Origin of the sequence: Hydrogenophaga sp., assembly GCF_026125825.1 — a bacterium.
Classification (GTDB): Bacteria; Pseudomonadota; Gammaproteobacteria; order Burkholderiales; family Burkholderiaceae_C; genus Hydrogenophaga.
In genome coordinates this window covers 1-25,656 of record NZ_JAHCKK010000062.1, presented here as the reverse complement: position 1 = coordinate 25,656, position 25,656 = coordinate 1, and the positions used below count along the sequence as shown (strand labels likewise).

Below are 25,656 nucleotides of genomic sequence, written 5' to 3'. Positions count from 1 at the left end.
CTGCGGCCTGGACGCCCCCCGCACGCCAGGCGCCTTTTGCATTCGCACCGCGCGAGCCCGAAGTGGGCCACCGCGTGAGCGACGTGGGCGCCCTGTGGGCGACTGCGCCCGCCGCCGCGCCGTCGCTCACCGCCCGCCCCCATGAAGACCCCGGGAGCCCGCCCGCGCGCAGCGCCGAGCCGGCGCCTGCCCATCCCCTGCCCGAAGGCGACTGGCCGCTGGGCCGCGCCATTGCGCAGCTGCAAGGGGTGTACATCCTGGCCGAAAACGCCCACGGCCTGGTGGTGGTGGACATGCACGCCGCCCACGAGCGCATCGTCTACGAACGGCTCAAGCAGCAGCTCGATGAACGGCAACTTGCCAGCCAGCCCCTGCTGATCCCGGCCACCTTCTCCGCCACGCCCGACGAGGTGGCCACCGCCGAGGACGGTGCCGAGGTGCTGGCCACGCTCGGCCTGGAAATCACCGCCCTCTCCCCCAAGACGCTGGCCGTGCGTGCCGTGCCGACCACGCTGGCCCAGGGCGACCCGGTGGAACTGGCGCGCAGCGTGCTCGCCGAACTCGGCCAGCACGAGGCCAGCACCGTCGTGCAGCGCGCCCGCAACGAACTGCTGGCCACCATGGCCTGCCATGGCGCGGTGCGCGCCAACCGGCGGCTCACGCTCGACGAGATGAACGCGCTGCTGCGCCAGATGGAAGTGACCGAGCGCTCCGACCAGTGCAACCATGGCCGACCCACCTGGCGGCAGATGGGCATGAAGGAGCTCGACGCCCTGTTTCTGCGCGGCCGCTGACACGCGACCGCTTTTTTGCACCAAAACAGGCGGGTCACCTCGGGTAAACGAGGGGGGCGTCGGGCATTCGCTGCGCCAAAACAGGGCGTTTTGTGTCGCGAAATGCAGGTTGCGCATAATCTCATGCACTTTTTTAAAGCATGAGACACATGAAATACACCTCGGCCCATCATTTCCTCGAACACGTCGCGCAGCAGAACCCCGGTCAACCCGAATTCCACCAAGCCGTCTCGGAGGTCATGGAAAGCCTGTGGCCTTTCATCGCCGCCCACCCCAGGTACGCCGAACACGGGCTGCTGGACCGCCTGGTCGAGCCCGAGCGCGTGGTGATGTTTCGCATTTCCTGGGTGAACGACCACGGTGACGTGCAGGTCAACCGCGGCTATCGCATCCAGCACAGCTCGGCCATCGGCCCCTACAAGGGCGGCATGCGCTTCCACCCCTCGGTGAACCTGTCGATCCTGAAGTTTCTGGCCTTCGAGCAGACGTTCAAGAACGCGCTGACCACGCTGCCGATGGGCGGCGGCAAGGGCGGCTCCGATTTCGACCCCAAGGGCAAGAGCCCGGGCGAGGTGATGCGTTTCTGCCAGGCCCTGGTGAGCGAGCTGTTCCGCCACGTGGGCAGCGACACCGACGTGCCGGCCGGCGACATCGGCGTGGGCGGGCGCGAGGTCGGCTTCATGGCCGGCATGATGAAAAAGCTCAGCAACCGCGCCGATTGCGTGTTCACCGGCAAGGGCCTGTCCTTCGGCGGCTCGCTGATCCGTCCCGAAGCCACCGGCTACGGCACGGTGTACTTCGCCGAGGAAATGCTCAAGCAGCGCGGCATGAGCTTCCAGGGCCTGCGCGTGAGCGTCTCCGGGTCGGGCAATGTGGCGCAGTACGCGGTCGAAAAAGCCATGGCGCTGGGCGCCAAGGTGGTCACGGTGTCCGACTCCAGCGGCACGGTGATCGACGAAGCAGGCTTCAGCCCCGCCAAGCTGGCCGAGCTCATGGAGGTGAAGAACCACCTGTACGGCCGCGTGAGCGACTACGCCCAGCGCACCAAGACGCGCTTCGAGCCCGGTGTGAACCCCTGGGCCGTGCCGGTGGACGTGGCCTTGCCGTGCGCCACCCAGAACGAACTCAACGCCGAGGACGCCGCCACCCTGATCCGCAACGGCGTCATCTGTGTGGCCGAGGGCGCCAACATGCCCACCACCATGGACGCGGTGCAGCGTTTCGAGGAAGCCGGCGTGCTGTACGCGCCGGGCAAGGCCAGCAACGCCGGCGGGGTCGCCACCTCGGGCCTGGAAATGAGCCAGAACGCCATGCGGCTGTCGTGGCCGCGCGACGAGGTCGACTCGCGCCTGCACACCATCATGCGCGGCATCCACGAGGCCTGCCTGCAACACGGCCGCCGCGCCGACGGCACCGTGAGCTACGTGGACGGCGCGAACATCGCCGGCTTCGTGAAGGTGGCGGACGCGATGCTGGCCCAAGGCGTCATCTGAAGCACCCCCTGCGCTGCTGGCGCACGGCGTGATCTGGTGCACATCGGCGAGGGTTTGACCCGGGGCCGGTGATGGCATGGAAACTGCACCATGGGGAAAAGGACCTGAACTTTTCACCCATCAGGTGCATCCATCATCGCCATGAAGCGTCTCATTGCCTCCTTGCTCGCGGCCCTGGCCCTGCTGGCCGGGTGCGCCACGCTGGACGAGAAGCAGCGCTTCTGGATCTTCCAGCCCTCCGATCGCACCTGGGCCGGCGGCCTCAGCGCCGCCGAGGGCATGGAGGACGTGTGGATCGACTTCGCCTCCCCCAAGACCGGCAAACCGGTCAAGCTGCACGGCCTGTGGGCCGCGCACGAGAACTTCGAGCGGCGCAAGGACGCGCCGGTGCTGCTCTATCTGCATGGCGCGCGCTTCAACGTCACAGGCTCGGCCTTCCGCGCCCGGCGCATGGAAGACCTGGGGTTCTCGGTGCTGGCCATTGACTACCGCGGCTTTGGCAAGAGCACCAACGAGCTGCCCTCGGAGACGACCGCCTACGAAGACGCCCGCGCGGCATGGGACTGGCTTGGTGAAAGATACCCCGGGCGGCCGCGTTACATCTTCGGCCACTCGCTGGGCGGCGCCATCGCCATCGAACTGGCCGCCCAGGTGGACGACGAGGCCGGTACCGTGGTCGAGGGCACCTTCACCTCCATCCCCGACGTGGTGAGCACCTTCAAATGGGGCTGGCTGCCGATCTCGCTGCTGATCACGCAGCGCTTCGAGGCCGTCAAGCGCGTGCCCGACATCGGCTCGCCGCTGCTGGTCGTGCATGGCGGGGACGACCGCCTGATCCAGCCCGAGCTGGGGCGCAGGCTGTACGAGGCCGCCAAGGGCCGCAAGGCTTTCGTGCTGGTCGAGGGCGGCTCGCACCACAACACCAACTCGGTCGGGCAGGCCCAGTACCGCGCCGCGCTCTCTAGCCTGTTCGGCATGCGAGACGAGCACTTCGATGCCTTGAAAGTGGTCGAGAAGTAAACCCGCACAGGTGCCGCAGGAGGGTGTTCTGCTACCCTCGACCGGATGCCCGCCTCGCCCTCTTCTTCCGCCATGTCGCCCGGCCTGATCGTGCTGGTGCTGTCGCTCCTGCTGGGCCTTCAGCCGATCGCCACCGACCTCTACCTGCCGGCGCTGCCCGCACTCACCTCGGGCTTTGGCGCGCCCATGTCGCAGGCCCAGCTCACGCTCACGGCGCTGCTGCTGTGCTTTGGTCTGTCGCAGCTGGTGTGGGGCCCGCTGTCGGACCGCTACGGCCGCCGGCCCGTGCTGCTGGTGGGCATGAGCGGTTTCGTCGCGGCCTCGATCGGCAGCACCTTCGCGCCGTCGATGGAGCACCTCATCGTCTGGCGCGCGATGCAGGGTGCGGCCATGGGCGCGGGCGTGATGTGCGCGCGCGCCATCGTGCGCGACCTGTACGCGCCCGCCGAGGGTGCGCGCGTGATGTCCAAGGGCCTCACCGGCCTGGGCGTGATCGCCTGCGCCGCTTCGCCCACGGGCGGCCTGCTGTCGGACCTGTTCGGCTGGCGCGTCTCGCTGATGGCGCTGGCGGTGTTCGGCGCCCTGACCCTGCTGGTCGTCGCCTGGCGCTTCGAAGAGACCCTGGCGCAGAAGAACCCGCGCGCACTGGCCCCCAGCACGCTGTGGGGCAACTGGTTGCAGATCGCGCGCCACCCCACGTTCTGGGCCTTCGCGCTGCTGTCCACTGCGTCCTACGGCGGGCTGTTCACCTTCCTGGCGGCTTCGTCCTTCGTGTTCATCCGCGTGCTCGGCCTGTCCACCACGGCCTATGGCGTGGTGATGTTCAGCATGTCCCTGGTCTACATCCTCGGCACCTTCCTGTGCCGCGAATTGCTCCCGCGCCTGGGCCTGCGCCGCACGGTGGCCGTCGCCGGGGCCATGACACTGACCGCCGGCACCAGCATGGGCGTGCTGGGGCTGATGGGCGTGCAGAACACCTGGGCCATCCTGGTGCCGTTCTGGCTGTTCATGCTCGCCCACGGCGTGCACCAGCCCTGCGGCCAGAGCGGCGCGGTGGGCCCGTTTCCGCAAGCCGCCGGCGCGGCGTCGGCGCTCAGCGGTTTCCTCTCGATGGCGACGGCCTTCGCCATGGGTGGCTGGCTCGGCGTGAGCCTGGCGGGCATCGGCCAAGGGCGCGGTTCGGTGCTGCCGCTGACCAATGGCCTGTGGTTCTGGAGCGTGCTCATCGCCCTGGTGGCCTGGACGCTGGTGCAGCGCCATGGCGAGGCGCACAGCGCGCCGCAACGTGTGACCGCACCGGCCCGCTGACACGCATCACCATGGCAGGCATCCCTCACTGCATCGCGCTCGCCGGCCCCACGGCCAGCGGCAAGAGCGCCGCATCCCTGGCCATCGCGCAGCGCTGGCCGGTGGAGATCATCAGCGTCGACTCGGCGCTGGTGTACCGCGGCATGGACATCGGCAGCGCCAAGCCCAGCGCGGCCGAACGCGCCCAGGTACCGCACCACCTGATCGACATCCTCGACCCGCTGCAGAGCTACAGCGCCGCCGACTTCGTGCGCGACACCACGCGCCTGGTGGGCGAGATCGCCGCGCGCGGGCGCACCGCGCTGCTGGTGGGCGGCACCATGCTGTATTTCAAGGCCCTGCTGGTGGGCCTGGACGACATGCCCGAGGCCGACGCCGGCGTGCGCGAACGCATCGAAGCGCGGGCGCTCGAACAAGGCTGGCCCGCGCTGCACGCCGAACTCGCGCGCGTGGACCCAATCACCGCCGCGCGACTGCCGCCCAACGACTCGCAGCGCATCCAGCGCGCATTGGAGGTGTACGAAGTGTCGGGCCGCCCCATCTCCAGCTTCCAGACCGGCCGCACCCACAACCCCGACAGCCCGCTCGCACCCGAGCACCTGATCTCGCTCGAACCGCAGGACCGCGGCTGGCTGCACGCGCGCATCGCGCAGCGCTTCGACGACATGCTCGCCGCCGGGTTTCTCGATGAGGTGCGCCGGCTGCGTGCGCGCGGCGACCTCACCACCGAGCTGCCGTCCATGCGCTGCGTGGGCTACCGCCAGGCGTGGGACATGCTCCAGGCCCACGGTGACGCACTCACGCGCGAACAGATCGCGGCGTTGCGCGACCTCGGCATCTTCGCCACCCGCCAGCTCGGCAAGCGCCAGCTCACCTGGCTGCGCTCCATGCCGCAGCGCCGCGTGATCGCCTGCGACGCGCCCGATGCGCTGGCCCAGGTGCTGCACACCGTCGAACACCTGCTGGGACCGGCGGCATGAACACGCCGGCGCTGGTGGTCCACGAACTGGGCAAGCGCTACGGCGACACGCCCGTCTTCAGCCAGGTCAGCCTGAGTGTGGCTCCGGGCGAGTTCGTCGCCATCGTGGGCGAGTCGGGCGTGGGCAAGTCCAGCCTGCTCAACTGCCTGGCCGCGCTGGACGACTGGAGCGAAGGCCACATCACCCACCAGGGCGTGGACCTGGGCACGCTGGACGAGACGCAGCGCGCGCACTGGCGGCGCGAGCACCTGGGCTTCGTGTTCCAGGCCTTCCACGTGCTGCCGCACCTGGACGTGGCGCAGAACGTGGGACTGCCCCTGCTGCTGCTGGGCCGGCCCGACCCGGCGCGCGTGCAGCAGATGCTCGACGCCGTGGGCCTGGGCGGGCTGGGCGGGCGGCTGCCGGCCGAACTCTCGGGCGGCCAGTTGCAGCGCGTGGCGATCGCGCGCGCACTGGTGCACCGCCCCGGCCTGCTGCTGGCCGACGAGCCCACCGGGAACCTCGACACCCGCACGGCCACCCAGGTCATGGACGTGCTGCAACAGCAAGCCGCCGAGAGCGGCGCGGCCCTGGTGCTCGTCACGCACTCCAGCGCGGCGGCAACGCGCGCACAGCGCGTGCTGCACCTGACCGCCACAGGGCTGGCGCCCGCCGCGTGACCACCCACTGACACAGTGGGCGCGTGCAAGGCACGGCGCATCGCGGTAAGGTCCGGGGCATGGCCGGGCGAGAAGAACCCGGCATGTAACTTGATTACAATAAAATCCAAAATCACAAGTAACTAAATTAGATCATGGCCACAACGCATCCCGCCCCCGCCCCCGCCCCCGCCGAACCGCTTGATCTGGTGATCTTCGGGGGCGCTGGAGACCTCTCGGTGCGCAAGCTGCTGCCAGCGCTCTACATGGCGCACCTGCACCGCAACCTGCCCGAGGCCACGCGCATCCACGCGCTGGGTCGCCAGCCCTGGGACCGCGAGGCCTTCACGGCCTTCATTCACGAGAAGGTGCGCGGCTTCATCGCGCCCGAAACGCTGGACGAAACCGCCTGGGCCGGTTTCGTGGCGCGCCTGGGCTATGTGTGCCTGGACGCCACGCAAGCGGCCGACTTCACCGCCCTGGCCCGCGCGTTGCAGCCCGGCTCGGACCGCGTGTACTACCTGGCCACCGCGCCCACGCTGTTCACCGGCATCTGCGCCCACCTGCACGGCGCCGGCCTGATCGACGAGCGCTCGCGCGTGGTGCTGGAAAAGCCGCTGGGCCACGACCTGGCCTCCGCGCGCGCCATCAACGACGAGGTGGGCCGCTACTTCAGCGAGGCGCAGACTTTCCGCATCGACCACTACCTGGGCAAGGAAACGGTGCAGAACATGATGGTGCTGCGCTTTGGCAACACCATCTTCGAGCCGCTCTGGCGCAGCCCCTACATCAAGAGCGTGCAGATCACGGTGGCCGAGTCGGTCGGCGTGGGCAGCCGCGCCGGCTTCTACGACGGCACCGGCGCCTTGCGCGACATGGTGCAGAACCACCTGCTGCAACTGCTGTGCATCGTGGCGATGGAGCCACCGGTCTCGCTCGACCCCGATGCGGTGCGCGACGAGAAGCTCAAGGTGCTGCGCTCGCTGCGCCCCATGACCGAGGCCGACGTGGCGCGCGACACCGTGCGCGGCCAGTACACCGCCGGCGCCTCCAACGGCGACAGGGCCGCGGGCTACCTCCAGGAAGCCAACGTGCCCCCCGACAGCACCACCGAGACCTTCGTGGCCCTGCGCGCGCACATCAACAACTGGCGCTGGGCCAACGTGCCGATCTTCCTGCGCACTGGCAAGCGCATGGCCGAGCGCCGCTCGGAAATCGTCATCGAGTTCGCCGACCTGCCGTACACCATCTTCCCCGACGCGCCTCGCCAGCCGGTCAACCGCCTGATGATCCGCCTGCAGCCCGAGGAACACGTGCAGCTGCAGATGATGGCCAAGGAGCCCGGCAGCGGCATGCGCCTGCGCCCGGTGAGCCTGGACCTGGACCTCGAATCGGCCTTCAGCGCACGCCGCGCCGAGGCCTACGAGCGCCTGCTCATGGACGTCATCAAAGGCCGCCTGACGCACTTCATGCGGCGCGACGAACTCGAAGCGGCCTGGACCTGGGTGGAGCCCATCCTCGATGGCTGGCGCAACCTGAGCGAAAAGCCCCGCCCGTACACCGCCGGCAGCTGGGGGCCCGCCGCATCGTCCGCCTTGATGGCACGCGAAGGCTCGGCCTGGGTGGAAGAAGCCTGAACATGGGCACGCAACACCGCCTCCCACCGCACGGGCCGCAGGTGCACCCCGCCAGCAACCCGGCCGAACTCGCGGCGCAGCTGGCCTTTCATGTCGCGCAGCGCCTGCGCGAAGCCATTGGCGCGCGCGGCCACGCGGTGCTCGCGGTCTCGGGTGGCAAGTCGCCCGTGGCGATGTTGGAGCGCCTGCGCGAGCAACCGCTGGAATGGCGCCATGTGAGCGTGCTGCTGGTGGACGAGCGCTGCGTGCCGCACGACCACCCCGACAGCAACACGGCACTGGTGCGCACCCACCTGCTGCAAGGCGCCGCGGCGGCGGCCCGCTTCGTGCCCTTCTTCGACCACCTGCCCGCCACGCTTGGCGATGCCGCGCTGGTCGCGCTGGCCGAAGGGGCCAACCACCGCCTGGCCAACCTGCCCTGGCCCATGGACCTGGCCGTGCTCGGCATGGGCGAGGACGGCCACACCGCGTCGATCTTTCCGGGCGCGCCCGGCCTGGCTCGCGCGCTGCACGGCAGCGGCCCGGTGACCTGGCAGCGCCCGGCGCCAGCGTCGCGCGCACCGCACGCGCGCCTCACCCTCACCCTGCCGGCTTTGCTCGCCACGCGCGAACTGGCCTTGTCCATCAGCGGCGCCAGCAAGCTCGCCGTGTACCAGCAGGCCCGGCTCGCCGCCGACGAAAGCCTGCCGGTGTCGCTGGTGCTGAACCAGCACCTCACACCCGTGAGCGTCTGGCTCGCCTGAACGAGATTCCCATCATGACCACCCCCCACGCTCCCCTGCACCCCACCCTGGCCCACGTCACGCAGCGCATCACCGAGCGCAGCGCCGCCAGCCGCGCGACCTACCTGGCCGCCATGGCCGCGCAGCGCAAGAAAGGCACGCAGCGCACCGGCATGGGCTGCGCCAACATGGCCCACACCACGGCCGCGCTGCCCCAGGCCGACAAGCTCAAGATCCACGCCGAACGCTCGCCGCACCTGGGCATCGTCACCGCGTACAACGACATGCTCTCGGCACACCAGCCCTACGAGACTTACCCGCAGAAGATCCGCGACCACGCGCACGGCCTGGGCGCCACGGTGCAGGTGGCCGGCGGCGTGCCCGCCATGTGCGACGGCATCACGCAGGGTGCAGCCGGCATGGAGCTCTCGCTGTTCTCGCGCGACGTGATCGCGCTTTCCACCGCCGTGGCGCTCTCGCACAACGTGTTCGACGCCGCGCTCATGCTCGGCATCTGCGACAAGATCGTGCCGGGCCTGTTCATGGGTGCGCTGCAGTTCGGCCACCTGAGCACCGTCTTCGTGCCCGCCGGCCCCATGACCTCGGGCCTCTCCAACGACGCCAAGGCCAAGGTGCGCCAGCAGTACGCGCAAGGCCTGGTGGGGCGCGACGCGCTGCTCGAATCGGAGGCCCAGGCCTACCACAGCCCCGGCACATGCACCTTCTACGGCACGGCCAACAGCAACCAGATGCTGATGGAGATCATGGGCCTGCACCTGCCCGGCGCGTCCTTCGTGAACCCCGGGACAGCGCTGCGCGAGGCGCTCACGCTGGGTGCGGTCAAGCGCGCAGTGGCCAACACCGGGCGCACCGGCGAGCCCGCGCTGAGCCTGGCCGACATCGTGACCGAAAAGGCCCTGGTCAACGGCATCGTCGGCCTGCTGGCCACGGGCGGCTCGACCAACCACACCCTGCACCTGGTGGCGATGGCGCGTGCTGCCGGGGTGCTGATCGACTGGGACGACTTCGCCGAGCTCTCGCACGTGGTGCCGCTGCTGGCGCGCGTCTACCCCAACGGCAGCGCCGACGTGAACCATTTCCACGCGGCCGGTGGCATGGGCTACCTGATGCAGCAGTTGCTGGCGGCCGGCCTGCTGCACGCCGACGTGAACACGGTGATGGGCGCGGGCCTGGAGAGCTACACGCGCGAACCCTGGCTCGACAACGGCCAGCTCGCCTGGCGCCCGGTGCCCGGGCACAGCGGCGACCTCTCGGTGCTGCGGCCGGTGAGCGAGCCCTTCAGCGCCGACGGTGGCCTGCGCCTGCTGCAGGGCAATCTGGGGCGCAGCGTGGTGAAGGTCTCCGCCGTGAAGCCAGAGCACCGCGTGGTGCGCGCCCAGGCCGTGGTGGTGAGCGATCAGCAGGACCTGCTCACCCTGTTCAACGAAGGCAAGCTCGAACGCGACCTGATCGCCGTGGTGCGCTACCAGGGCCCGCGCGCCAACGGCATGCCCGAACTGCACAAGCTCACGCCCCCCCTGGCCGTGCTGCAGGACAAGGGCTTCAAGGTGGCCCTGGTCACCGACGGCCGCATGTCCGGCGCCTCGGGCAAGGTGCCCGCGGCCATCCACCTCAGCCCCGAGGCCCTGGCCGACGGTCCGATCGCGCGCGTGCGCGACGGCGACTGGATCACGCTCGACTGCGAACGCGGCGTGCTCGAACTCGAAGTGGACGCCCGCACGCTGGCGCGCCGCCGCATCAAGCACCCCGACCTGAGCGCCAACGCGCACGGCAGCGGGCGCGAACTGTTCGGCCTGTTCCGCGAAAATGCGGGCGCGGCCGAATCGGGCGCCTCGCCCCTGTTCGCCCCGCTGGCGGCAAGCCGCCTCGAGACCCCTGTTGCAATCCCCAACGCCTGAGCCCGGACACCATGACGACCACCTGCTTCACCCGCCCTGCCTTCACCGCCCGCGTCGTGCCCGTCATCGTGCTGAGCGACGAGGCCCAGGCCGTGCCGCTGGCCCATGCGCTGCTCGAAGGCGGCATCGACGTAATGGAGATCACCCTGCGCTCGGGCGTGGCGCTGCGCGCCATCGAGGCCGTGGCACGCGCCGTGCCCAGGATGCACCTGGGCGCCGGCACGGTCACGCGCGCGGCCGAAGTGGCGCAGGTGATGAACGCGGGCGCGAAATTTGCCCTCTCGCCGGGATGCTCCGAAGCCCTGGTGGAGGCCGTGAAGGCCGCAAGACTGCCTTTCATTCCTGGCGTGATGACGCCCAGCGAGGTCATGCGCGCGCGCGATCACGGCTTCACCCTCATGAAGCTGTTTCCCGCCGCGCAGGCCGGCGGCATTGCCATGCTCAAGGCGCTGGGCGCGCCACTGCCCGATGTGCGCTTCTGCCCCACGGGCGGTGTGAGCCCCGAGAACCTGCGCGAGATCCTGGCGCTGCCCAACGTGGCCATGGCCGGTGGCTCCTGGCTCACACCCTCGGAGGCCCTGCGCCAGGGCGACTGGAAACGCATCGCCCGCCTCGCGCGCGAAGCCACCACCCTGGCCACCGCCGTCTGACGCCACCGCACGCCCCTGACCCATGACCCTGCCCACCACCCTGCCCGCCTGGGCCCAGTTGCAGTCCCTGGCCGGGGCACCACAGCCCCACCTGCGCGATCTGCTGCCCGCCGACGCTGGCCGCGCCGAGCGCATGGCGCTGCGCGCTGCCGGCATCACGCTGGATGCGAGCCGCCAGCGCGTCTCGCCCGCGATCCAGCAGGCGCTGCTGGCGCTGGCCGACCAGGCCGGCGTGGCGGCGCAGCGCGACGCGATGTTCCGCGGCGAGCCCATCAACACCACCGAGGGCCGCCCCGTGCTGCACGTGGCGCTGCGCGGCGACCCGCTGCACACCGGGCCATGGGGCGCGGACGTGCAGAAAGCCGTTCAGCACGAGCTGGCCCGCGTCTGCGACTTTGCCGAGGCCCTGCGCGCGGGCACGGTGCGTGGGCACAGCGGCGAAGCCATCACCGACGTGGTGAACATCGGCATTGGCGGCTCCGACCTCGGCCCGCGCATGGCGGCCGACGCCCTGGCGCACCTGGCCCACCCAGGCGTTCGCGTGCACTACGTCTCCAACCCCGACGCCTGGGCGCTGTGGAGCGTGCTGCGCGGGCTGGACGCCGCGCGCACGCTGTTCATCGTCTCCAGCAAGACCTTCACCACGCAGGAAACCCTGACCAACGCCGCGAGCGCGCAGCGCTGGCTGAGCGACCACGGCTGCCCGGCCGATGCGCTGGGCAAGCACCTGGTGGCCATCACCGCCAGCCCGGCGCAGGCCGCGAAGCTGGGCTACCCGGCCGAGCGCACCTTCCTGTTCTGGGACTGGGTGGGTGGGCGCTACTCCGTGTGGTCGGCCCTGGGGTTGCCGCTGGCCATCGCCATCGGCACCGAGCACTTCCGCCTCTTCCTGGCCGGCGCCCGGGCCATGGACGGGCACTTCCGCAGCACGCCGCTGGCGCAGAACCTGCCCGTGCAACTGGCCCTGCACGGGATCTGGAACCGCAACTTCCTGGGCCTGCCCACGCAGCTCATCGTTCCCTATGCCTCGCGCCTGGTGCGCTTCACGCCCTTCGTGCAGCAGATGGACATGGAATCCAACGGCAAGCGCACGCACTGCGACGGCACGCCCGCCACGGTGGACACCGGCCCCATCGTCTGGGGTGGCCTGGGCATCGACGGCCAGCACGCCTACTTCCAGCTCATCCACCAGGGCCGGCACACCGTGCCGGTGGACTTCATCGGCGTGCAGAACGAGGACACGCCCCTGCCCCTGGCCGCGACGCACCACGAGGTGGTCAACCTCAACCTGCGCGCCCAGGCCGAGGCCATGGCCCGGGGGAGGTCGCAGGCCGACACGCAGGCGCTGCTGCAGCAAGACGGCATGAGCGAGGACCAGGCACGGGCCATGGCACCGCACCGCAGCTTCGAGGGCAACATCCCGAGCCACATTCTCTGGCTGGACCGCCTCGACCCGTCGCGCCTGGGCGCCCTGATCGCGCTGTACGAGCACAAGGTGTTCACCCAGGCGGCGATCTGGCGCATCAACGCCTTCGACCAGTGGGGTGTGGAACTGGGCAAGACCATGGCCAAGGCGATGGAGCAGGCCGGCCGCTGAGCCGCTGGGGGCCGGGCCGTTGTCGCGCAAATGTGCGGCAAAAAATACGGTATCGGGTATAAACGCAAAAGTTCCCGAAAGGGCAGGCGCTATTCCATCAGGTTCGGCACACACGGACAGCATCCATCAGCATGCAAAGAGTCAAGACCTTCCTCAGCAGCCTGACGTCGATCCTCACGCCGAATTCGGAGTCCGCGCCCAGGGCGCCCGACCCGCAGGCCATGGTCCTGATCCAGAAATCGATGCTTCGCCTGCTGGGTGTGCGAGGCGCTGAAATCAACCCCCAGCTGGAACACCGCATCCGCTACGCCTCCAGCATCGAAGCCCTCTGGTTCCTGCGCGCCGACCTGGCCCAGGCCCTGTGCCTGCAGCGCGACGAGTCCAGTGCCCTGGCGGCCGTGTCCGACCTCACCCCCCTCTTCGAAGGCAACGTCTCCAAGGCGCAGTTGCAGTCCTTCCAGCGCGGCCAAGGCCAGCGCCGTTGAACGACCCACGCGACCCGCGACGCCTGACGCAACGCCCACCAGAGGCATCGAGGGTCCGGCTCTGCCGGCCCCAGATGCCGTCCCCCTCCCAGCCGAAGGCGCCAGAGAGGGGGAAGCCGCGAAGCGGCGCAGGGGGTGTTTCCTCCCTCAGGCCAGGCCGCCGTTGGCGCGCAGCACCTGTCCATTGACCCAGCCACCGGCCGGGCTCACCAGAAACCCCACCACCGAAGCGATGTCGGCCGGCTCGCCCAGCCGCTGCAACGGGGGCATCTGCGCGTGCATCTGGATCTGCTCGGGCGTCTTGCCGTCGAAGAACAGCGCCGTGGCCACCGGGCCGGGCGCCACCGCGTTGACCGTGATGCGGCGGCCGCGCAGCTCCTTGGCAAACACCTGGGTCAGCGACTCCACCGCCGCCTTGGAGGCGATGTACACGCTGTAGCCCGGCAGGTTCAGCGCCACCGTGGTGCTGGAGAAGTTGACGATGCGCCCGCCCTCGTTCAACCGCGCGGCGGCCTCGCGCAGGGTGTTGAACGTGCCGCGCACGTTGGTGTCGAAGGTGCGGTCGTACAGCGCATCGCTGGTCTGCGCCAGCGGCACGGTCTGGAGCACGCCGGCATTGTTCACCAGCACGTCCACCGGGCCGAGTTCGCGCTCGGTCGTGTCGAACAGGGACCGCACCTCGTCGGCCTTTGAGACATCGGCCCGCACGGCGATGGCGCGGGCGCCGCCGGCGCGCAACTCGGCCACCAGGGCATCGGCCTCGCGGGCGCTGTTGGCGTGGTTCACCACCACGGCATAACCGTCGGCGGCCAGGCGGCGCGCCAGCGCGGCGCCAATGCCGCGAGAGGCACCGGTGACGATGGCGACGGGGGAGGAGGCCTTGGCATTCATGGGATCTTTCCTGAGAAGTTGAACGAGGGCCCGATGATGAATCGTTCCACCAGAAAGATCATTCCCTCAATTTGGTCAACATTGTTCGATTTCAATTAACAATAGCGCCATGGACCGATTCCAGGAAATGCAGGTGTTCGTGCGCATCGCCGAACGGGGCAGCTTCACGCAAGCGGCGGACGACCTTCAACTGCCGCGGGCGACGGTGAGCAACCTGCTCCAGCGCCTGGAGGCGCGCCTGGGCGTGCGCCTGCTGGAGCGCACCACGCGCGCGGTGCGGCTCACGCCCGACGGCGAGGCCTACCGCCAGCGCTGCGTGAGCCTGCTGGCCGACCTCGAGGAGGCCGACGGCCTGTTTCGGCAGGCCGTGCCCAGGGGCCTGCTGCGCGTGAACCTGCAAGGCACGCTGGCGCGCCGCTTCGTCGTGCCCGCCCTGCCCGACTTTCTTGCGCGGCATCCGCAACTGGCGCTGCAGATCGGCGAGGACGATCGCCTGGTCGACCTGGTGCGCGAAGGCGTGGACTGCGTGCTGCGCGCCGGGCAGCTGCGCGACTCGTCGCTGGTGGCGCGCCGGGTGGCGCAGTTGCAGCAGGTCACTTGCGCCAGCGCCAGTTACCTGGCGCAATTCGGCGAGCCCCGCGCCCTGGCCGACCTGGCGGGCCACCGCGCGGTGAACTACCTCTCCAGCGCCACGGGCCAGGCCCTGCCGCTGGAGTTCATGGTGAAGGGCGAGCTGCGCACGCTGAACCTGCCCGGCCCGGTTTCGGTGACGGGCGCCGACGTCTACGCGGGCGCGGCGATCGCCGGCCTGGGCCTGGTGCAGGTGCCGCGCTACCGCGTGGCCGACGAACTGGCATCGGGCCAGTTGCGCGAGGTGCTCGCCGACCTGCCGCCCCCACCGCTGCCGGTGTCCGTGCTGTACCCGCAGAGCCGCCAGCTCTCGGTGCGGGTGCGCGCCTTCGCGCAGTGGCTGGGCGAGCGGTTCGAGGCGGTCGCCTGAATCGCCACGCCCGGCGCGGGTGCGAGGCGGCTTACTTCGCCGCGCGCGCCTTGGCCACCGCGGCCTGCGTTTCCTTCCACAGGTCCTCGCCCACGTTGGCGGCGATGCCCGAGTTCACGGCGGCGAGCTTTTCGCGCATGCGGTTGGCTTCGGCCGGCGAGAGCTGGTTGATCTGCATGCCCTTGCCCTTGAGGTCGGCCAGCGCCTTCTCGGCTTCGGCTCGCGTGTCCTGGCGCTCGAAGTCGCGGCTCTTCTTCGCGGCGTCGAGCAGCACCTTGTGCTCGTCCTTGCTCAGGCCGTCCCAGTACTTCTTGCTCACCAGCACGATCCACGGGCTGTAGACGTGGTTGGTCACGGTGAGGTACTTCTGCACCTCGTAGAACTTGCTCGAGAGGATGGTGTTGTACGGGTTCTCCTGGCCGTCCACGGTCTTGGTCTCGAGCGCGGTGAAGAGCTCGGAGAAGGGCAGCGGCACGGCGTTGGCACCCAGGGTCTTGAAGCTGTCGATGAACACGTTGTTCTGCATCACGCGCAGCTTGATGCCGTCCATGTCTTCCAGCTTGGTGACGGCGCGCTTGTTGTTGGTGAGGTTGCGAAAGCCGTTCTCCCAGTACACCAGGCCGACCAGGCCTTTCTCCTGCAGCTTGTCCATCACCTTCTGGCCCACGGGGCCGTCGAGCACCACGTCGGCCTCGCGCGCGTTGTCGAACAGGAAGGGCGTGTCCCAGATCGCCATTTCCTTGGTGATGCCCACCAGGGTGGCGGTGGAGCCCACCATCATTTCCTGCGCGCCGCCAATGAGCGCCTGCTGCATCTGCAGGTCGGAGCCGAGTGCGGCGGCGCCGATGGCGCGGATCTTCATCTTGCCGCCCGAGGCCTTCTCCACCTCTTCGGCAAACAGCTTGGTCGCACGGCCCTGGTTGGAGATTTCATTGAGGCCGTAGCCAAAGCGGATGATGCGGGGCTTGATGTCCTGCGCCCAGCTGGCGGCAAAGGGGGTGGCGAGCGCGGCGGCCGCGGTGGCGGCGATCAGGGTGCGGCGAAACAGGGTCATGGTTGTCTCCTTGGGGATGGGTGAGGGGAGGAAGCAAGGTCAGCGCATCCAGGCCACGGGCGCGGTGACGATCTGCGGGAACACGATGAACAGGGCGAGAACGATCAGGTAGGTGATCAGGAAGGGATTCACGCCCCTGATGACCTGGTGCATGGGCAGTCGGCCGACGCCGGCCACGACATTGAGCACCGTGCCCACCGGCGGCGTGACCAGGCCGATGGCGCCGTTGAGCACGAACATCAGCCCGAAATACACCGGGTCGATGCCCGCCTTCACGGCGATGGGCAGCATCACCGGCGCGAAGATGAGGATGGTGGGCGTGAGGTCCAGCGCGGTGCCGATCGCCACCAGCACCAGCATCATCACCACCATCAGCACGCGAGGGTGTTCCACCAGCGGGCCCAGCCAGCCGGTGAGCGTGGACGGCAGGTCGGCCAGCGTGATCATGTAGCTGGCCACGGCGGCACCCGCGCACAGGAACATCACCACCGAGGTCGTGCTCGCCGCGCGCACCAGCGCGCCGTAGAGCTCGGGCAGGCGCATCTCGCGATGCACGAAAAGCGCAATCACCAGCGCATAGAACGCCGCCACCACGGCGGCTTCCGTCGGGGTGAAGATGCCGCTCTTCATGCCGCCGATGATGATCACCGGCATCACCAGGGCCCAGACCGCGCGGCCGGTGAGCCGCAGGCGCTCGGCCATGGGCACCGGCGGCGAGCTCGTCAGCGTCATCTTGCGCAGCACCACGCGCCAGGCCACCAGCAGCGCCGCGCCCATCACCAGGCCGGGCACGATGCCCGAGATGAACAGCGCCGAGATCGAGGTGTTGGTGGTGACGCCGTAGATCACGAAAGCCATGGAAGGCGGGATGATCGGGCCGATGACACTGCCCGCGGCGATGAGCCCCGCCGACGAGGCCACCGGGTAGCCGTGCTTGCGCATCATGGGCAGCAGGATGGCCGACATCGCCGCCGCATCGGCCAGGGCCGAGCCCGACATGGCCGAGAGCAGCACCGCCGCGCCGATGGCCACGTAGCCCAGCCCGCCGCGCACATGGCCGACCCAGGCCTGCGCCATGTCGATGATGCGCTTGCTGATGCCGCCGGCGTTCATCAGCTCGCCGGCCAGAATGAAGAAGGGCACGGCCAGCAGCGGAAAGCTGTCGATGCCGGCCACCATGTTCTGGGCCAGCAGCTGGGTGTCCCAGAAGTCCATCACCCAGGCCATGGCGGCCCCGGTGAGCAGCAGCGCGAACGCCATGTTCATGCCGATGCCCATGAGCACCAGCATGCCGGCCATGAAGACCACGAAGGCCAAAGCTTCGACGCTCATCGTGTCACTCCATGTCCACCGCATGGCCCAGATCGAGCGGCGTGCGCCGAACGATCTCGACCAGCACCATGCTGCCGATGGCCAGCGAACACAGCAGCGCCGGCAGGGGCAACAGCGCCACCGGGTAGCCCAGCACGACGGAATGGCTGTCCATGCCCACCACCACCTGCTGCCACGCGCCCCGACCGAGCAGCACGCACGCCAGCAGCACCAGCCCGCGGATGGCCAGCGTGGCCAGGGCGAACGCACCGGGCCGCTCGCGCAGCATGCCGACCAGGCTGGTGAAGGCCATGTGCTGGCCCAGTGGATAAGCGGCTGTCGCACCCAGGAACACCATCCAAACGAACAGCAGGCGCGAGAGCTCTTCGGTGGCGTTGATGCCGCTGCCAAAGCCGTAGCGCAGCACCACGTTGGCAAAGACGCAGACCACCATGCCCGCCAGGCACAGCGCGAGCAGGGCCTCGGCCCCGTGTTTCAAGACTTGCGACGGTTTCATGAACGAAGCTCCAGGGACGGGGGGGTGGCATGGCCGTGCACCCAGTGCACCACCGCTGAGCCCAGTTCGGCCAGCGGGCGCGTGGCGTCCAGCGGCAGCACGCCGGGTTCGCGGCGCGGGTCTTCCAGGGTGGCGAACTGGCTGGCCACCAGGCTCACCGGGAACAGGTGGGCGGGGCGCGCGGCCACGCGTTCGCGCGCCTGCTCCTGCGTGAGTTCGAGGAAGACGAAGCGCAAGCCCGGCACGGCGGCGCGCAGGCGATCGCGGTAGCGCAGCTTGAGGGCCGAACAGGTCAGCACCACGCCCTCGGCATGGGCCTGCAGTTGCTCGGCCAGGGTGTCGAGCCAGGCCGCGCGGTCATCGTCGCTCAGGGGGATGCCGCCGCGCATCTTGGCGACGTTGCCAGCGGAGTGGAAATCGTCTCCCTCCAGCAAGGGCACGCCCAGCGCCCGGGCGCACCACTGGCCCAGGCTGGACTTGCCGCAACCCGCCACGCCCATGACGACAAGGAAGGTGTTCGGGGGCGATGCATTCATTTGGTAGCGCTGTCCCAACGGGGTAAAAAGAAAAACCGGTCCGCATGTCCGGCCGTGCCCGCCTACCTGGGTGGGACTTTGGCCGGCCTGAGGCACGATTCAGGGTAAATTCGGGTGTCCATGGCATTGGACAGCGCTATCCTAATGCCAGCCTCACGGCATGCAACACCGGGAAAACCCTTGGAACCGACCGAACGCAAACGCCGCCACAGCGGCCGCACCACCCTCAGCGACGTGGCCCGCGCGGCCGACGTGAGCCCCATCACCGCCTCGCGGGCGCTGCGCGGCGAGCGCAGCGTGGCGCCGGAGCTGGTGGAGCGCGTGAAAGCCGCCGCCGAGCAGTTGGGCTACGTGCCCGACCCTGCGGCGCGCGCCCTCGCCTCCCAGCGCAGCACGCAGGTGCCCGTGCTGGTGCCGCTGCTGTCCAACGCGCTGTTCGTCGACGTGCTGGAGGCCGTGCACCGCACCCTGCTGCCCCACGGCTACCAGACGCTGATCGGCGTGACGCACTATGAACCGCGCGAGGAAGAGCAGTTGCTTCGCAGCTACCTCGCGCACCGGCCCGCGGGCCTGCTGCTCACCGGCTTCGACCGCACCGAGGCCGCACGCCAGCTCATCGCGGGCAGTGGCGTGCCCTGCGTGCACCTCATGGAGCTGACGCAGGCGCCCGGCGTCTATTGCGTGGGCTTCTCGCAGGTCGAGGCCGGCCACGCGATCACCGAGCACCTGGTGCAGCGAGGCCGCCGCCGCATCGCCTTCGTGGCCGCGCAACTGGACCCCCGCACCATGCAGCGCGCCGAGGGCTACCGCCGCTGCCTGCGCCAGCATGGCCTGTACGAGGCGAAGCTGGAGCTGCTGAGCCCTCAGCCCTCGTCCATGCAACTGGGCGGCGAACTGCTCGAAGACCTGCTGCGCACGCGCCCCGAGGTGGACGCGGTGTTCTTCTGCAACGACGACCTCGCCCAAGGCGGCCTGCTGTGTGCGCTGCGGCTGAAGATCGAAGTGCCCGCTCGCATCGCGGTGGCGGGATTCAACGACCTGTCGGGCAGCGACCAGATGGTGCCTCCGCTCACCACGGTGCGCACGCCGCGCCGCGCCATCGGCGAGGCCAGCGCGCAGATGCTGCTGAGCCTGATGCGCGGCGAAGTGCCGCCCACGCCCTCGCTGGACCTGGGTTTCGAGCCACTGATCCGCGGCAGCAGCTGAGGCACCCCGAGATCCCCCTTCTTTTCAGGAGACACCATGCCCGCTTACATCTACGGCAACATCGAAATCACCGACGCGGCCCTCTACGAGACATACCGCCGCGAGGTGCCCGCCCTGATTGCCGCGCACGGTGGCCGCTACCTGGTGCGCGGCGGCGCCGTGAAGGTGCTCGAAGGCCAGGGCGTGCCGCAGCGCCAGGTGATCCTCGAGTTTCCCGACATGGCGCGGCTTGAGGCCTTCTACCACTCGCCCGAGTACCAGCGCCTGGTGGCGATCCGCCAGCGCGCGGCCACCGGCACGCTGTATGCCATCGAGGGCTACACAGTCCCTGGGCCTTGAGCCGGGGCCCGCCAGCAGGCCGGCCAGCAGCGAGCCCGTCACAGCTGGTTACGCGCACGACTTTTGACCACACGCCGGCTTCACACGGGGACGGGATAATGCCTCCCCATGCTTCAGCTCACCCCCCGCCGGACGGTTCTCGCCCTGGCGTTCTCCACGGCGCTCATCGTGGCGTTCCCGGTCCCGGCGTCGACCTTCGACCTGCCGTCGCTCGACCGCATCGTCCACTACCAGCCCAAGCTGCCGCTGCAGGTCATCACCGCCGACGGCGAGGAGATCGCGCAGTTCGGCACCGAGCGGCGCGACTACCTGCCGCTCTCGCGCATGCCCAAGCAGCTGCAGCAGGCTCTGCTGGCGGTGGAAGACGCGCGCTTTCGCGAGCACTCGGGCGTGGACCCCAAGGGCATGGCGCGGGCGGTGCTCTCCGTCATCACCGGCGGGCGCAAGCAGGGCGCCTCCACCATCACGCAGCAACTGGTGCGCACCATGCTGCTCACGCGCGAGTTCTCGGCCGAACGCAAGGCCAAGGAAATCTGGCTGGCCCTCAAGCTGGAGGAAGAGCTCTCCAAGGACCGCATCCTGGAGATCTACATGAACGAGATCTTCCTCGGGCAGCGGGCGTATGGCTTCGCCGCCGCCTCGCAGATCTACTTCGGCAAGCCGCTGGACAAACTCTCGCTGGCCGAAAACGCCATGCTCGCGGGCCTGCCTCAGAACCCGTACTACGCCAACCCGGTGGCGAACTTCGAGCGCGCCACGCAGCGCCAGCGCGTGGTGCTCGAGCGCATGCGCGCCACCGATGCGATCGACGACAGACAGCTCGCCGCCGCGCGCGCCGAGAAGCTCGTCATCCGCACCCCGGGCTCGCGCAGCGTGCACGCGGCCCATGTGGCCGAGATGGCCCGGCGCGCGGTGGTCGAGCGCTTTGGCACCGAGGCCTATTCCAGCGGGCTGCGCGTGACGACCTCGCTGCGCGCAGCCGACCAGCGCGCGGCACACGCTGCGGTGCAGCGCGGCGTGCTGGCCTTCGAACGCCGGGGCGCATGGCGCGGCCCGGAAGACACCGAGTCGCTGCCCTCGGGCAACGGCGCCGAACTGGAGCGCGCGGCCGCCGAGGCGCTCAAGGACCACCGCGACGACGAAACCCTGCGCGTGGGCATCGTGTTGTCGGCCAGCCCGACGGCGCTGGAGGTGCAGCTGGCCAGCGGCGAACGCATCACCGTGCAGGGCGAAGGCCTGCGCTGGGCGCAGAAGGCGCTCGACGCCAAGGCCAAGGCGCCTTTAAAGATCACGCGCGGCGCCATCGTGCGCGTGGTCGCCAACGGCAAGGCCAAGGACAAGAAGACCACGCTGTGGGCGATTTCGCAGTGGCCCGAGGCCGAGGCCGCGCTCGTCGCGCTGGACCCGCAGACCGGGCGCGTTCGCGCGCTGGTGGGCGGCTTCGACTTCACCAACCAGCCGTTCAACCACGTCACGCAGGGCTGGCGCCAGCCGGGCTCGGCCTTGAAGCCCCTGCTCTACTCCGCCGCACTCGAAGCGCGCGTGATGCCGGCGACGCTGGTGGACGACCTGCCCTTCACCGCCGCCAACGGCTGGAGCCCGAACAACGCCAGTGGCGAACACCTGGGGCCGATCTCGGTGCGCGAGGCGCTCAAGCGCTCGAGCAACCTGGCCAGCGTGCGGGTGGTGCAGCACACCGGCACCCAGCCCGCGCGCGAATGGACCGGCCGCTTCGGCCTGGACGTGGCGCGCCAGCCCAACGACCTCACCCTGGCACTGGGCACCGGCAGCGCAACGCCCATGCAGATGGCCCAGGCCTACGCCACCCTGGCCAACGGCGGCTGGCCGGTGGCGCCGGTGGTGATCGAGAAGATCACCGACGCGCAGGGCAAGGTGCTGTTTGAAGCCCCGCCGCCGCCGCCGCTGACCGAAGAAACCCGCGCCATTCCGGCGCGCAACGCCTACGTGGTCGGGAGCATGCTCAACGACGTGGCGCGCGCTGGCACCGCCGCGCGGGCGCAGGCCCTGCTCAAGCGGCCCGACATCTACGGCAAGACCGGCACCACCAACGACGCGGTGGACGCCTGGTTCGCCGGCTACCAGCCCTCGCTGGCCGCCGCCGTGTGGGTGGGCTACGACAAACCCCGCAGCCTGGGCGGCGGCGAGTCGGGCGGTCGCATCGCCCTGCCGATCTGGATCGACTACATGGGCGCGTCGCTCAAGGGCGTGCCCGTGGCCCAGCCACCCGCGCCGCCGGAAGGCCTGGTGCGCGATGGCGAGGACTGGCTGTACGCCGAGTGGCACGACGGCGGCTGGGTCTCGGCCATCTCGGACACGAGCGGGGTTCAGTACAAGACCACCATCGGCAACGAAATCGGCAAGGTGTTCAACTCGTTTGGCGCCTGGCTGCGCGGCGAAGCGAGATCCGCGCCCCCCGCACTGCCCGGCGATTGACGACGGGGCGTGGGCTGGCCACGCTTCAGCCCATCAGCCCGCCAGCCGCCGCGCGCACTCGGCCCAGCGTGCCACGCGCCATCCACGGCTCGCTCGATGCGAAAAAGCCGGCGCAAGGCCGGCTCTTTCGGTTCAGCGAAACGCGCTCAGCCCGCGCAGATGCGTGCCTTGGCCTCGGCGTATTCGCGCTTGAATCGCGCAATCAGGTCGGCGGCGGGCAACACCTCGCGGATCGCGCCGATGCCCTGGCCGCAGCCCCAGATGTCGCGCCAGGCCTTGGCGGCGTTGGCGCCCTCGCCGGTGGAGAAGTTCATCTTGCTCGGGTCGCTCTGCGGCAGGTTGTCCGGGTCCATGCCGGCGTTCTTGATGCTGCCCTTGAGGTAGTTGCCGTGGATGCCGGTGTAGAAATTGCTGTAGACGATGTCGTCGGAGTCCGACGTGGTGATCATCTCTTTGTAGCCATCCACCGCGCGCGCTTCGTCGGTGGCGATGAAGGCCGAGCCGATGTAGGCCAGGTCAGCGCCCATGGCCTGTGCGGCCAGGATGGCACCGCCCGAGGCGATGGCGCCGGACAGCGCGATCGGGCCGCCGAACCACTCGCGGATTTCCTGCACCATGGCAAACGGGCTCTTCACGCTGGCATGGCCGCCGGCGCCGGCCGCCACGGGGATCAGGCCGTCGGCGCCCTTCTCGATCGCCTTGTGCGCGAACACGTTGTTGATCACATCGTGCATCACGATGCCACCCCAGGCGTGCACCGCCTGGTTCACGTCCTCGCGCGCGCCCAGGCTGGTGATCACGATCGGCACCTTGTACTTGGCGCACAGCTGCATGTCGTGCTCCAGCCGGTCGTTGCTCTTGTGCACGATCTGGTTGATCGCGAACGGCGCGGCCTTGTTGTCGGGGTGGGCCTTGTCGTGCGCCGCCAGGGCCTCGGTGATTTCGGCCAGCCATTCGTCCAGCTGCGAAGCGGGGCGTGCGTTGAGCGCAGGCATGGAGCCCACCACGCCGGCCTTGCATTGCGCGATCACGAGCTTGGGGTTGCTGATGATGAACAGCGGCGAGCCGATCACCGGGAACTTCAGGTTCTTGAGAACGGGCGGCAGGCTGCGGGCGGGTGCGGTCATGGTGTCTCCGTTGGGTTTCGTCAGGATTCTGAGGGCAGCGCAGTGCAAGGCCCTGTCGATGCGGCGACAGGGCCGGGGAACACAGCGGTCAGAAAGCCTCGATGGCGAGCGCGGTGACGGCCTCGGCGCCGTCCACGATGCTGTCTCGCACGCCCGGGGCGCGGCTCAGGATGTGGTCAGCGTAGAAGCGCGCGGTGGTGATCTTGGCCTGCATGAAGGCCGCGTCCGTGCCCTGGGCCAGCAGATCCTCGGCCACCATCAGCGCGCGCGCCATCTGCCAGCCGGCCACGAGGTTGCCGGCCAGCATGAGGTAAGGCACGCTGCCTGCGAAGGCCGCATTGGGGTTGGCGCGCGTGTTGGCGGCGATGAACTCGACCACGTCCACGAAAGATTCCCGCGCGGCCTTGAGCCGGGCGTGCACGGCCTTGGCATTGGCGCTGTCGCGCTTTGCCAGTTCGGCTTCGGTCTTTGCGATCTGGGCCGCAATGGCTTTGGCGCCGGTGCCACCGTCGCGCGCGGTCTTGCGACCCACGAGGTCGTTGGCCTGGATCGCCGTCGTGCCTTCGTAGATGGTGAGGATCTTGGCATCGCGGTAGTACTGCGCGGCGCCGGTCTCCTCGATGAAACCCATGCCGCCGTGCACCTGCACGCCCAGGCTGGTGACTTCCAGGCTCATCTCGGTGCTGTAGCCCTTGACCAGCGGCACGAGGAACTCGTAGAAGGCCGCGTTCTGCTTGCGCACCTCGCCATCGGGGTGGTGATGGGCGGCGTCGTACGCCGCAGCGGCCACGCTGGCCATGGCGCGGCAGCCCTCGGTGGAGGCGCGCATGGTCATGAGCATGCGCTTGACGTCCGGGTGGTGGATGATGGGCGCGGCCGTGCTCATCGAGCCATCGACCGGGCGGCTCTGCACACGGTCCTTCGCGTAGCCCACGGCCTTCTGGTAGGCGCGCTCGGCGATCGCGATGCCCTGCACGCCCACGGCGTAGCGCGCGGCGTTCATCATGATGAACATGTACTCCAGGCCCCGGTTCTCCTGGCCCACGAGGTAGCCCACGGCACCGCCGTGGTCGCCGTACTGCAGCACGGCGGTCGGACTGGCCTTGATGCCCATCTTGTGTTCGATGCTCACGCAATGCACGTCGTTTCGCGCGCCCAGCGAGCCGTCCTTGTTGACCATGAACTTGGGCACCACGAACAGGCTGATGCCCTTCACGCCCTCGGGCGCGCCGGTCACGCGCGCCAGCACGAGGTGCACGATGTTCTCGGCCATGTCGTGCTCACCGTAGGTGATGAAGATTTTGGTGCCGAAGACCTTGTAGCTGCCGTCGGGCTGCGGCTCGGCGCGGCTGCGCACGGCGGCCAGGTCGGAGCCGGCCTGCGGCTCGGTCAGATTCATGGTGCCGGTCCATTGCCCGCTCACCAGTTTTTCGAGGTAGGTCGCCTTGAGGTCGTCGGAGCCCGCCGTGAGCAGGGCCTCGATCGCACCGTCGGTCAACAGCGGGCACAGCGCGAAGCTCATGTTGGCGCTGTTGAGGATTTCGCCGCAGGCCGCACCGATGGTCTTGGGCAGCCCCTGGCCGCCGAAGTCCACCGGGTGCTGCAGGCCCTGCCAGCCGCCTTCGGCGTACTGCTTGAAAGCGTCCTTGAAACCGGGCGTGGTGGTGACCACGCCGTCCTTGAAGGACGAGGGATTCTTGTCGCCCTCGAAGTTCAGCGGTGCGATCACGCCCTCATTGAGCTTGGCGCACTCCTCCAGCACGGCTTGCGCGGTTTCCAGGCCCGCTTCCTCGAAGCCGGGCATCTGCGCCACCTGATCGATGCGGGCCAGGTGCTCGATGTCGAACAGCATGTCCTTGAGGGGGGCAACGTAGCTCATCGTCTTGTCTCCAGGGGGGATTTAGGGGGGCAGATGCGGCAAGGGCATCGCGAACGATGCCCTTGCAGTTCTCACATGGCTCAGAGGGCCTTGACCAGT

General features: G+C 69.3%; 22 protein-coding genes and 1 pseudogene. 16 read left to right on the top strand and 7 right to left on the bottom strand.

Annotated features, from left to right (window positions below; translation table 11 throughout):
* From mutL to KIT86_RS17730, 12 genes and pseudogenes are all read left to right on the top strand, one after another.
* Positions 1-794, top strand: a pseudogene (gene mutL, locus KIT86_RS17785) (DNA mismatch repair protein MutL); the annotation flags it as partial.
* A gap of 149 nt (positions 795-943) precedes the next feature.
* Positions 944-2,287, top strand: a complete 1,344-nt coding sequence (gdhA, locus tag KIT86_RS17780; RefSeq protein ID WP_297400783.1) for an NADP-specific glutamate dehydrogenase — start codon at positions 944-946, stop codon at positions 2,285-2,287.
* A 141-nt stretch (positions 2,288-2,428) separates the two neighbouring features.
* A complete protein-coding gene (locus tag KIT86_RS17775) occupies positions 2,429-3,307 on the top strand; it encodes an alpha/beta fold hydrolase (RefSeq protein ID WP_297400781.1) in 879 nt (292 codons plus the stop codon).
* 45 nt (positions 3,308-3,352) lie between these two features.
* Positions 3,353-4,615 carry a Bcr/CflA family efflux MFS transporter gene (locus KIT86_RS17770; RefSeq protein WP_297400779.1) on the top strand — a complete coding sequence of 421 codons (1,263 nt, stop codon included), beginning with the start codon at positions 3,353-3,355 and terminating at the stop codon, positions 4,613-4,615.
* Between the two features lie 11 nt (positions 4,616-4,626).
* On the top strand, positions 4,627-5,595 hold the full coding sequence (gene miaA / locus KIT86_RS17765; protein ID WP_297400778.1) for a tRNA (adenosine(37)-N6)-dimethylallyltransferase MiaA: 969 nt from the start codon (positions 4,627-4,629) through the stop codon (positions 5,593-5,595).
* On the top strand, positions 5,592-6,254 hold the full coding sequence (locus KIT86_RS17760) for an ABC transporter ATP-binding protein (protein ID WP_297400776.1): 663 nt from the start codon (positions 5,592-5,594) through the stop codon (positions 6,252-6,254). Before miaA ends, KIT86_RS17760 begins: the two co-directional genes overlap by 4 nt.
* Positions 6,255-6,388: 134 nt before the next feature.
* Positions 6,389-7,870, top strand: a complete 1,482-nt coding sequence (gene zwf / locus KIT86_RS17755) for a glucose-6-phosphate dehydrogenase (RefSeq protein WP_297400774.1) — start codon at positions 6,389-6,391, stop codon at positions 7,868-7,870.
* Positions 7,871-7,872: 2 nt separating this feature from the next.
* The gene (pgl, locus tag KIT86_RS17750) at positions 7,873-8,613 is read left to right on the top strand and encodes a 6-phosphogluconolactonase (protein WP_297400772.1); all 741 of its coding nucleotides are present in this window, start codon (positions 7,873-7,875) and stop codon (positions 8,611-8,613) included.
* A 14-nt stretch (positions 8,614-8,627) separates the two neighbouring features.
* Positions 8,628-10,511 carry a phosphogluconate dehydratase gene (gene edd / locus KIT86_RS17745; protein WP_297400770.1) on the top strand — a complete coding sequence of 628 codons (1,884 nt, stop codon included), beginning with the start codon at positions 8,628-8,630 and terminating at the stop codon, positions 10,509-10,511.
* Between the two features lie 11 nt (positions 10,512-10,522).
* Positions 10,523-11,161: a bifunctional 4-hydroxy-2-oxoglutarate aldolase/2-dehydro-3-deoxy-phosphogluconate aldolase gene (gene eda / locus KIT86_RS17740; protein ID WP_297400768.1), complete on the top strand. Its 639-nt coding sequence runs from the start codon at positions 10,523-10,525 to the stop codon at positions 11,159-11,161.
* Positions 11,162-11,183: 22 nt separating this feature from the next.
* Positions 11,184-12,758, top strand: coding sequence for a glucose-6-phosphate isomerase (gene pgi / locus KIT86_RS17735; protein WP_297400766.1), 1,575 nt, complete (start codon positions 11,184-11,186; stop codon positions 12,756-12,758).
* Positions 12,759-12,889: 131 nt separating this feature from the next.
* Positions 12,890-13,243, top strand: coding sequence for a hypothetical protein (locus KIT86_RS17730; protein WP_297400765.1), 354 nt, complete (start codon positions 12,890-12,892; stop codon positions 13,241-13,243).
* A gap of 147 nt (positions 13,244-13,390) precedes the next feature.
* Here the strand turns inward: KIT86_RS17730 and KIT86_RS17725 are convergent, their stop codons facing one another.
* Positions 13,391-14,134 carry an SDR family oxidoreductase gene (locus tag KIT86_RS17725; RefSeq protein WP_297400763.1) on the bottom strand — a complete coding sequence of 248 codons (744 nt, stop codon included), beginning with the start codon at positions 14,132-14,134 and terminating at the stop codon, positions 13,391-13,393.
* A gap of 109 nt (positions 14,135-14,243) precedes the next feature.
* Between KIT86_RS17725 and KIT86_RS17720 the strand changes: the two genes are divergently transcribed.
* Complete coding sequence (locus KIT86_RS17720; RefSeq protein ID WP_297400761.1) at positions 14,244-15,134, top strand: LysR family transcriptional regulator; 891 nt, start codon at positions 14,244-14,246, stop codon at positions 15,132-15,134.
* A gap of 31 nt (positions 15,135-15,165) precedes the next feature.
* Here the strand turns inward: KIT86_RS17720 and KIT86_RS17715 are convergent, their stop codons facing one another.
* From KIT86_RS17715 to KIT86_RS17700, 4 genes are read right to left on the bottom strand one after another with little or no spacing between them, the layout of a single operon-like run.
* Positions 15,166-16,188, bottom strand: coding sequence for a TRAP transporter substrate-binding protein (locus KIT86_RS17715; protein ID WP_297400759.1), 1,023 nt, complete (start codon positions 16,186-16,188; stop codon positions 15,166-15,168).
* Positions 16,189-16,227: 39 nt separating this feature from the next.
* Complete coding sequence (locus KIT86_RS17710; protein WP_297400757.1) at positions 16,228-17,520, bottom strand: TRAP transporter large permease subunit; 1,293 nt, start codon at positions 17,518-17,520, stop codon at positions 16,228-16,230.
* A gap of 4 nt (positions 17,521-17,524) precedes the next feature.
* Entirely contained in the window at positions 17,525-18,016 is a 492-nt protein-coding gene (locus KIT86_RS17705) for a TRAP transporter small permease (RefSeq protein WP_297400755.1), read from the bottom strand.
* Complete coding sequence (locus tag KIT86_RS17700; RefSeq protein WP_297400753.1) at positions 18,013-18,552, bottom strand: gluconokinase; 540 nt, start codon at positions 18,550-18,552, stop codon at positions 18,013-18,015. Before KIT86_RS17700 ends, KIT86_RS17705 begins: the two co-directional genes overlap by 4 nt.
* A gap of 144 nt (positions 18,553-18,696) precedes the next feature.
* Here KIT86_RS17700 and KIT86_RS17695 point away from each other — a divergent pair, with 144 nt between their 5' ends.
* From KIT86_RS17695 to KIT86_RS17685, 3 genes are all read left to right on the top strand, one after another.
* On the top strand, positions 18,697-19,758 hold the full coding sequence (locus KIT86_RS17695) for a LacI family DNA-binding transcriptional regulator (protein WP_297400751.1): 1,062 nt from the start codon (positions 18,697-18,699) through the stop codon (positions 19,756-19,758).
* A gap of 36 nt (positions 19,759-19,794) precedes the next feature.
* Complete coding sequence (locus tag KIT86_RS17690; protein WP_297400749.1) at positions 19,795-20,097, top strand: DUF1330 domain-containing protein; 303 nt, start codon at positions 19,795-19,797, stop codon at positions 20,095-20,097.
* A 108-nt stretch (positions 20,098-20,205) separates the two neighbouring features.
* A complete protein-coding gene (locus KIT86_RS17685) occupies positions 20,206-22,551 on the top strand; it encodes a penicillin-binding protein 1A (protein ID WP_297400747.1) in 2,346 nt (781 codons plus the stop codon).
* 146 nt (positions 22,552-22,697) lie between these two features.
* Here the strand turns inward: KIT86_RS17685 and KIT86_RS17680 are convergent, their stop codons facing one another.
* Positions 22,698-23,678 (bottom strand): nitronate monooxygenase family protein, encoded by a 981-nt coding sequence (locus tag KIT86_RS17680; protein ID WP_297400745.1) that lies wholly within the window; start codon positions 23,676-23,678, stop codon positions 22,698-22,700.
* An 88-nt stretch (positions 23,679-23,766) separates the two neighbouring features.
* A complete protein-coding gene (locus tag KIT86_RS17675) occupies positions 23,767-25,557 on the bottom strand; it encodes an acyl-CoA dehydrogenase (protein ID WP_297400742.1) in 1,791 nt (596 codons plus the stop codon).
* Positions 25,558-25,656 lie beyond the last annotated feature (99 nt).

What these genes read in the sequence shown, in the direction of transcription:
- gdhA (WP_297400783.1), top strand. Translation starts at nt 944, where the DNA reads ATGAAATACACCTCGGCCCATCATTTCCTCGAACACGTCGCGCAGCAG.
- KIT86_RS17775 (WP_297400781.1), top strand. Translation starts at nt 2,429, where the DNA reads ATGAAGCGTCTCATTGCCTCCTTGCTCGCGGCCCTGGCCCTGCTGGCC.
- KIT86_RS17770 (WP_297400779.1), top strand. Translation starts at nt 3,353, where the DNA reads ATGCCCGCCTCGCCCTCTTCTTCCGCCATGTCGCCCGGCCTGATCGTG.
- miaA (WP_297400778.1), top strand. Translation starts at nt 4,627, where the DNA reads ATGGCAGGCATCCCTCACTGCATCGCGCTCGCCGGCCCCACGGCCAGC.
- KIT86_RS17760 (WP_297400776.1), top strand. Translation starts at nt 5,592, where the DNA reads ATGAACACGCCGGCGCTGGTGGTCCACGAACTGGGCAAGCGCTACGGC.
- zwf (WP_297400774.1), top strand. Translation starts at nt 6,389, where the DNA reads ATGGCCACAACGCATCCCGCCCCCGCCCCCGCCCCCGCCGAACCGCTT.
- pgl (WP_297400772.1), top strand. Translation starts at nt 7,873, where the DNA reads ATGGGCACGCAACACCGCCTCCCACCGCACGGGCCGCAGGTGCACCCC.
- edd (WP_297400770.1), top strand. Translation starts at nt 8,628, where the DNA reads ATGACCACCCCCCACGCTCCCCTGCACCCCACCCTGGCCCACGTCACG.
- eda (WP_297400768.1), top strand. Translation starts at nt 10,523, where the DNA reads ATGACGACCACCTGCTTCACCCGCCCTGCCTTCACCGCCCGCGTCGTG.
- pgi (WP_297400766.1), top strand. Translation starts at nt 11,184, where the DNA reads ATGACCCTGCCCACCACCCTGCCCGCCTGGGCCCAGTTGCAGTCCCTG.
- KIT86_RS17730 (WP_297400765.1), top strand. Translation starts at nt 12,890, where the DNA reads ATGCAAAGAGTCAAGACCTTCCTCAGCAGCCTGACGTCGATCCTCACG.
- KIT86_RS17725 (WP_297400763.1), bottom strand. Translation starts at nt 14,134, where the DNA reads ATGAATGCCAAGGCCTCCTCCCCCGTCGCCATCGTCACCGGTGCCTCT.
- KIT86_RS17720 (WP_297400761.1), top strand. Translation starts at nt 14,244, where the DNA reads ATGGACCGATTCCAGGAAATGCAGGTGTTCGTGCGCATCGCCGAACGG.
- KIT86_RS17715 (WP_297400759.1), bottom strand. Translation starts at nt 16,188, where the DNA reads ATGACCCTGTTTCGCCGCACCCTGATCGCCGCCACCGCGGCCGCCGCG.
- KIT86_RS17710 (WP_297400757.1), bottom strand. Translation starts at nt 17,520, where the DNA reads ATGAGCGTCGAAGCTTTGGCCTTCGTGGTCTTCATGGCCGGCATGCTG.
- KIT86_RS17705 (WP_297400755.1), bottom strand. Translation starts at nt 18,016, where the DNA reads ATGAAACCGTCGCAAGTCTTGAAACACGGGGCCGAGGCCCTGCTCGCG.
- KIT86_RS17700 (WP_297400753.1), bottom strand. Translation starts at nt 18,552, where the DNA reads ATGAATGCATCGCCCCCGAACACCTTCCTTGTCGTCATGGGCGTGGCG.
- KIT86_RS17695 (WP_297400751.1), top strand. Translation starts at nt 18,697, where the DNA reads ATGCCAGCCTCACGGCATGCAACACCGGGAAAACCCTTGGAACCGACC.
- KIT86_RS17690 (WP_297400749.1), top strand. Translation starts at nt 19,795, where the DNA reads ATGCCCGCTTACATCTACGGCAACATCGAAATCACCGACGCGGCCCTC.
- KIT86_RS17685 (WP_297400747.1), top strand. Translation starts at nt 20,206, where the DNA reads ATGCTTCAGCTCACCCCCCGCCGGACGGTTCTCGCCCTGGCGTTCTCC.
- KIT86_RS17680 (WP_297400745.1), bottom strand. Translation starts at nt 23,678, where the DNA reads ATGACCGCACCCGCCCGCAGCCTGCCGCCCGTTCTCAAGAACCTGAAG.
- KIT86_RS17675 (WP_297400742.1), bottom strand. Translation starts at nt 25,557, where the DNA reads ATGAGCTACGTTGCCCCCCTCAAGGACATGCTGTTCGACATCGAGCAC.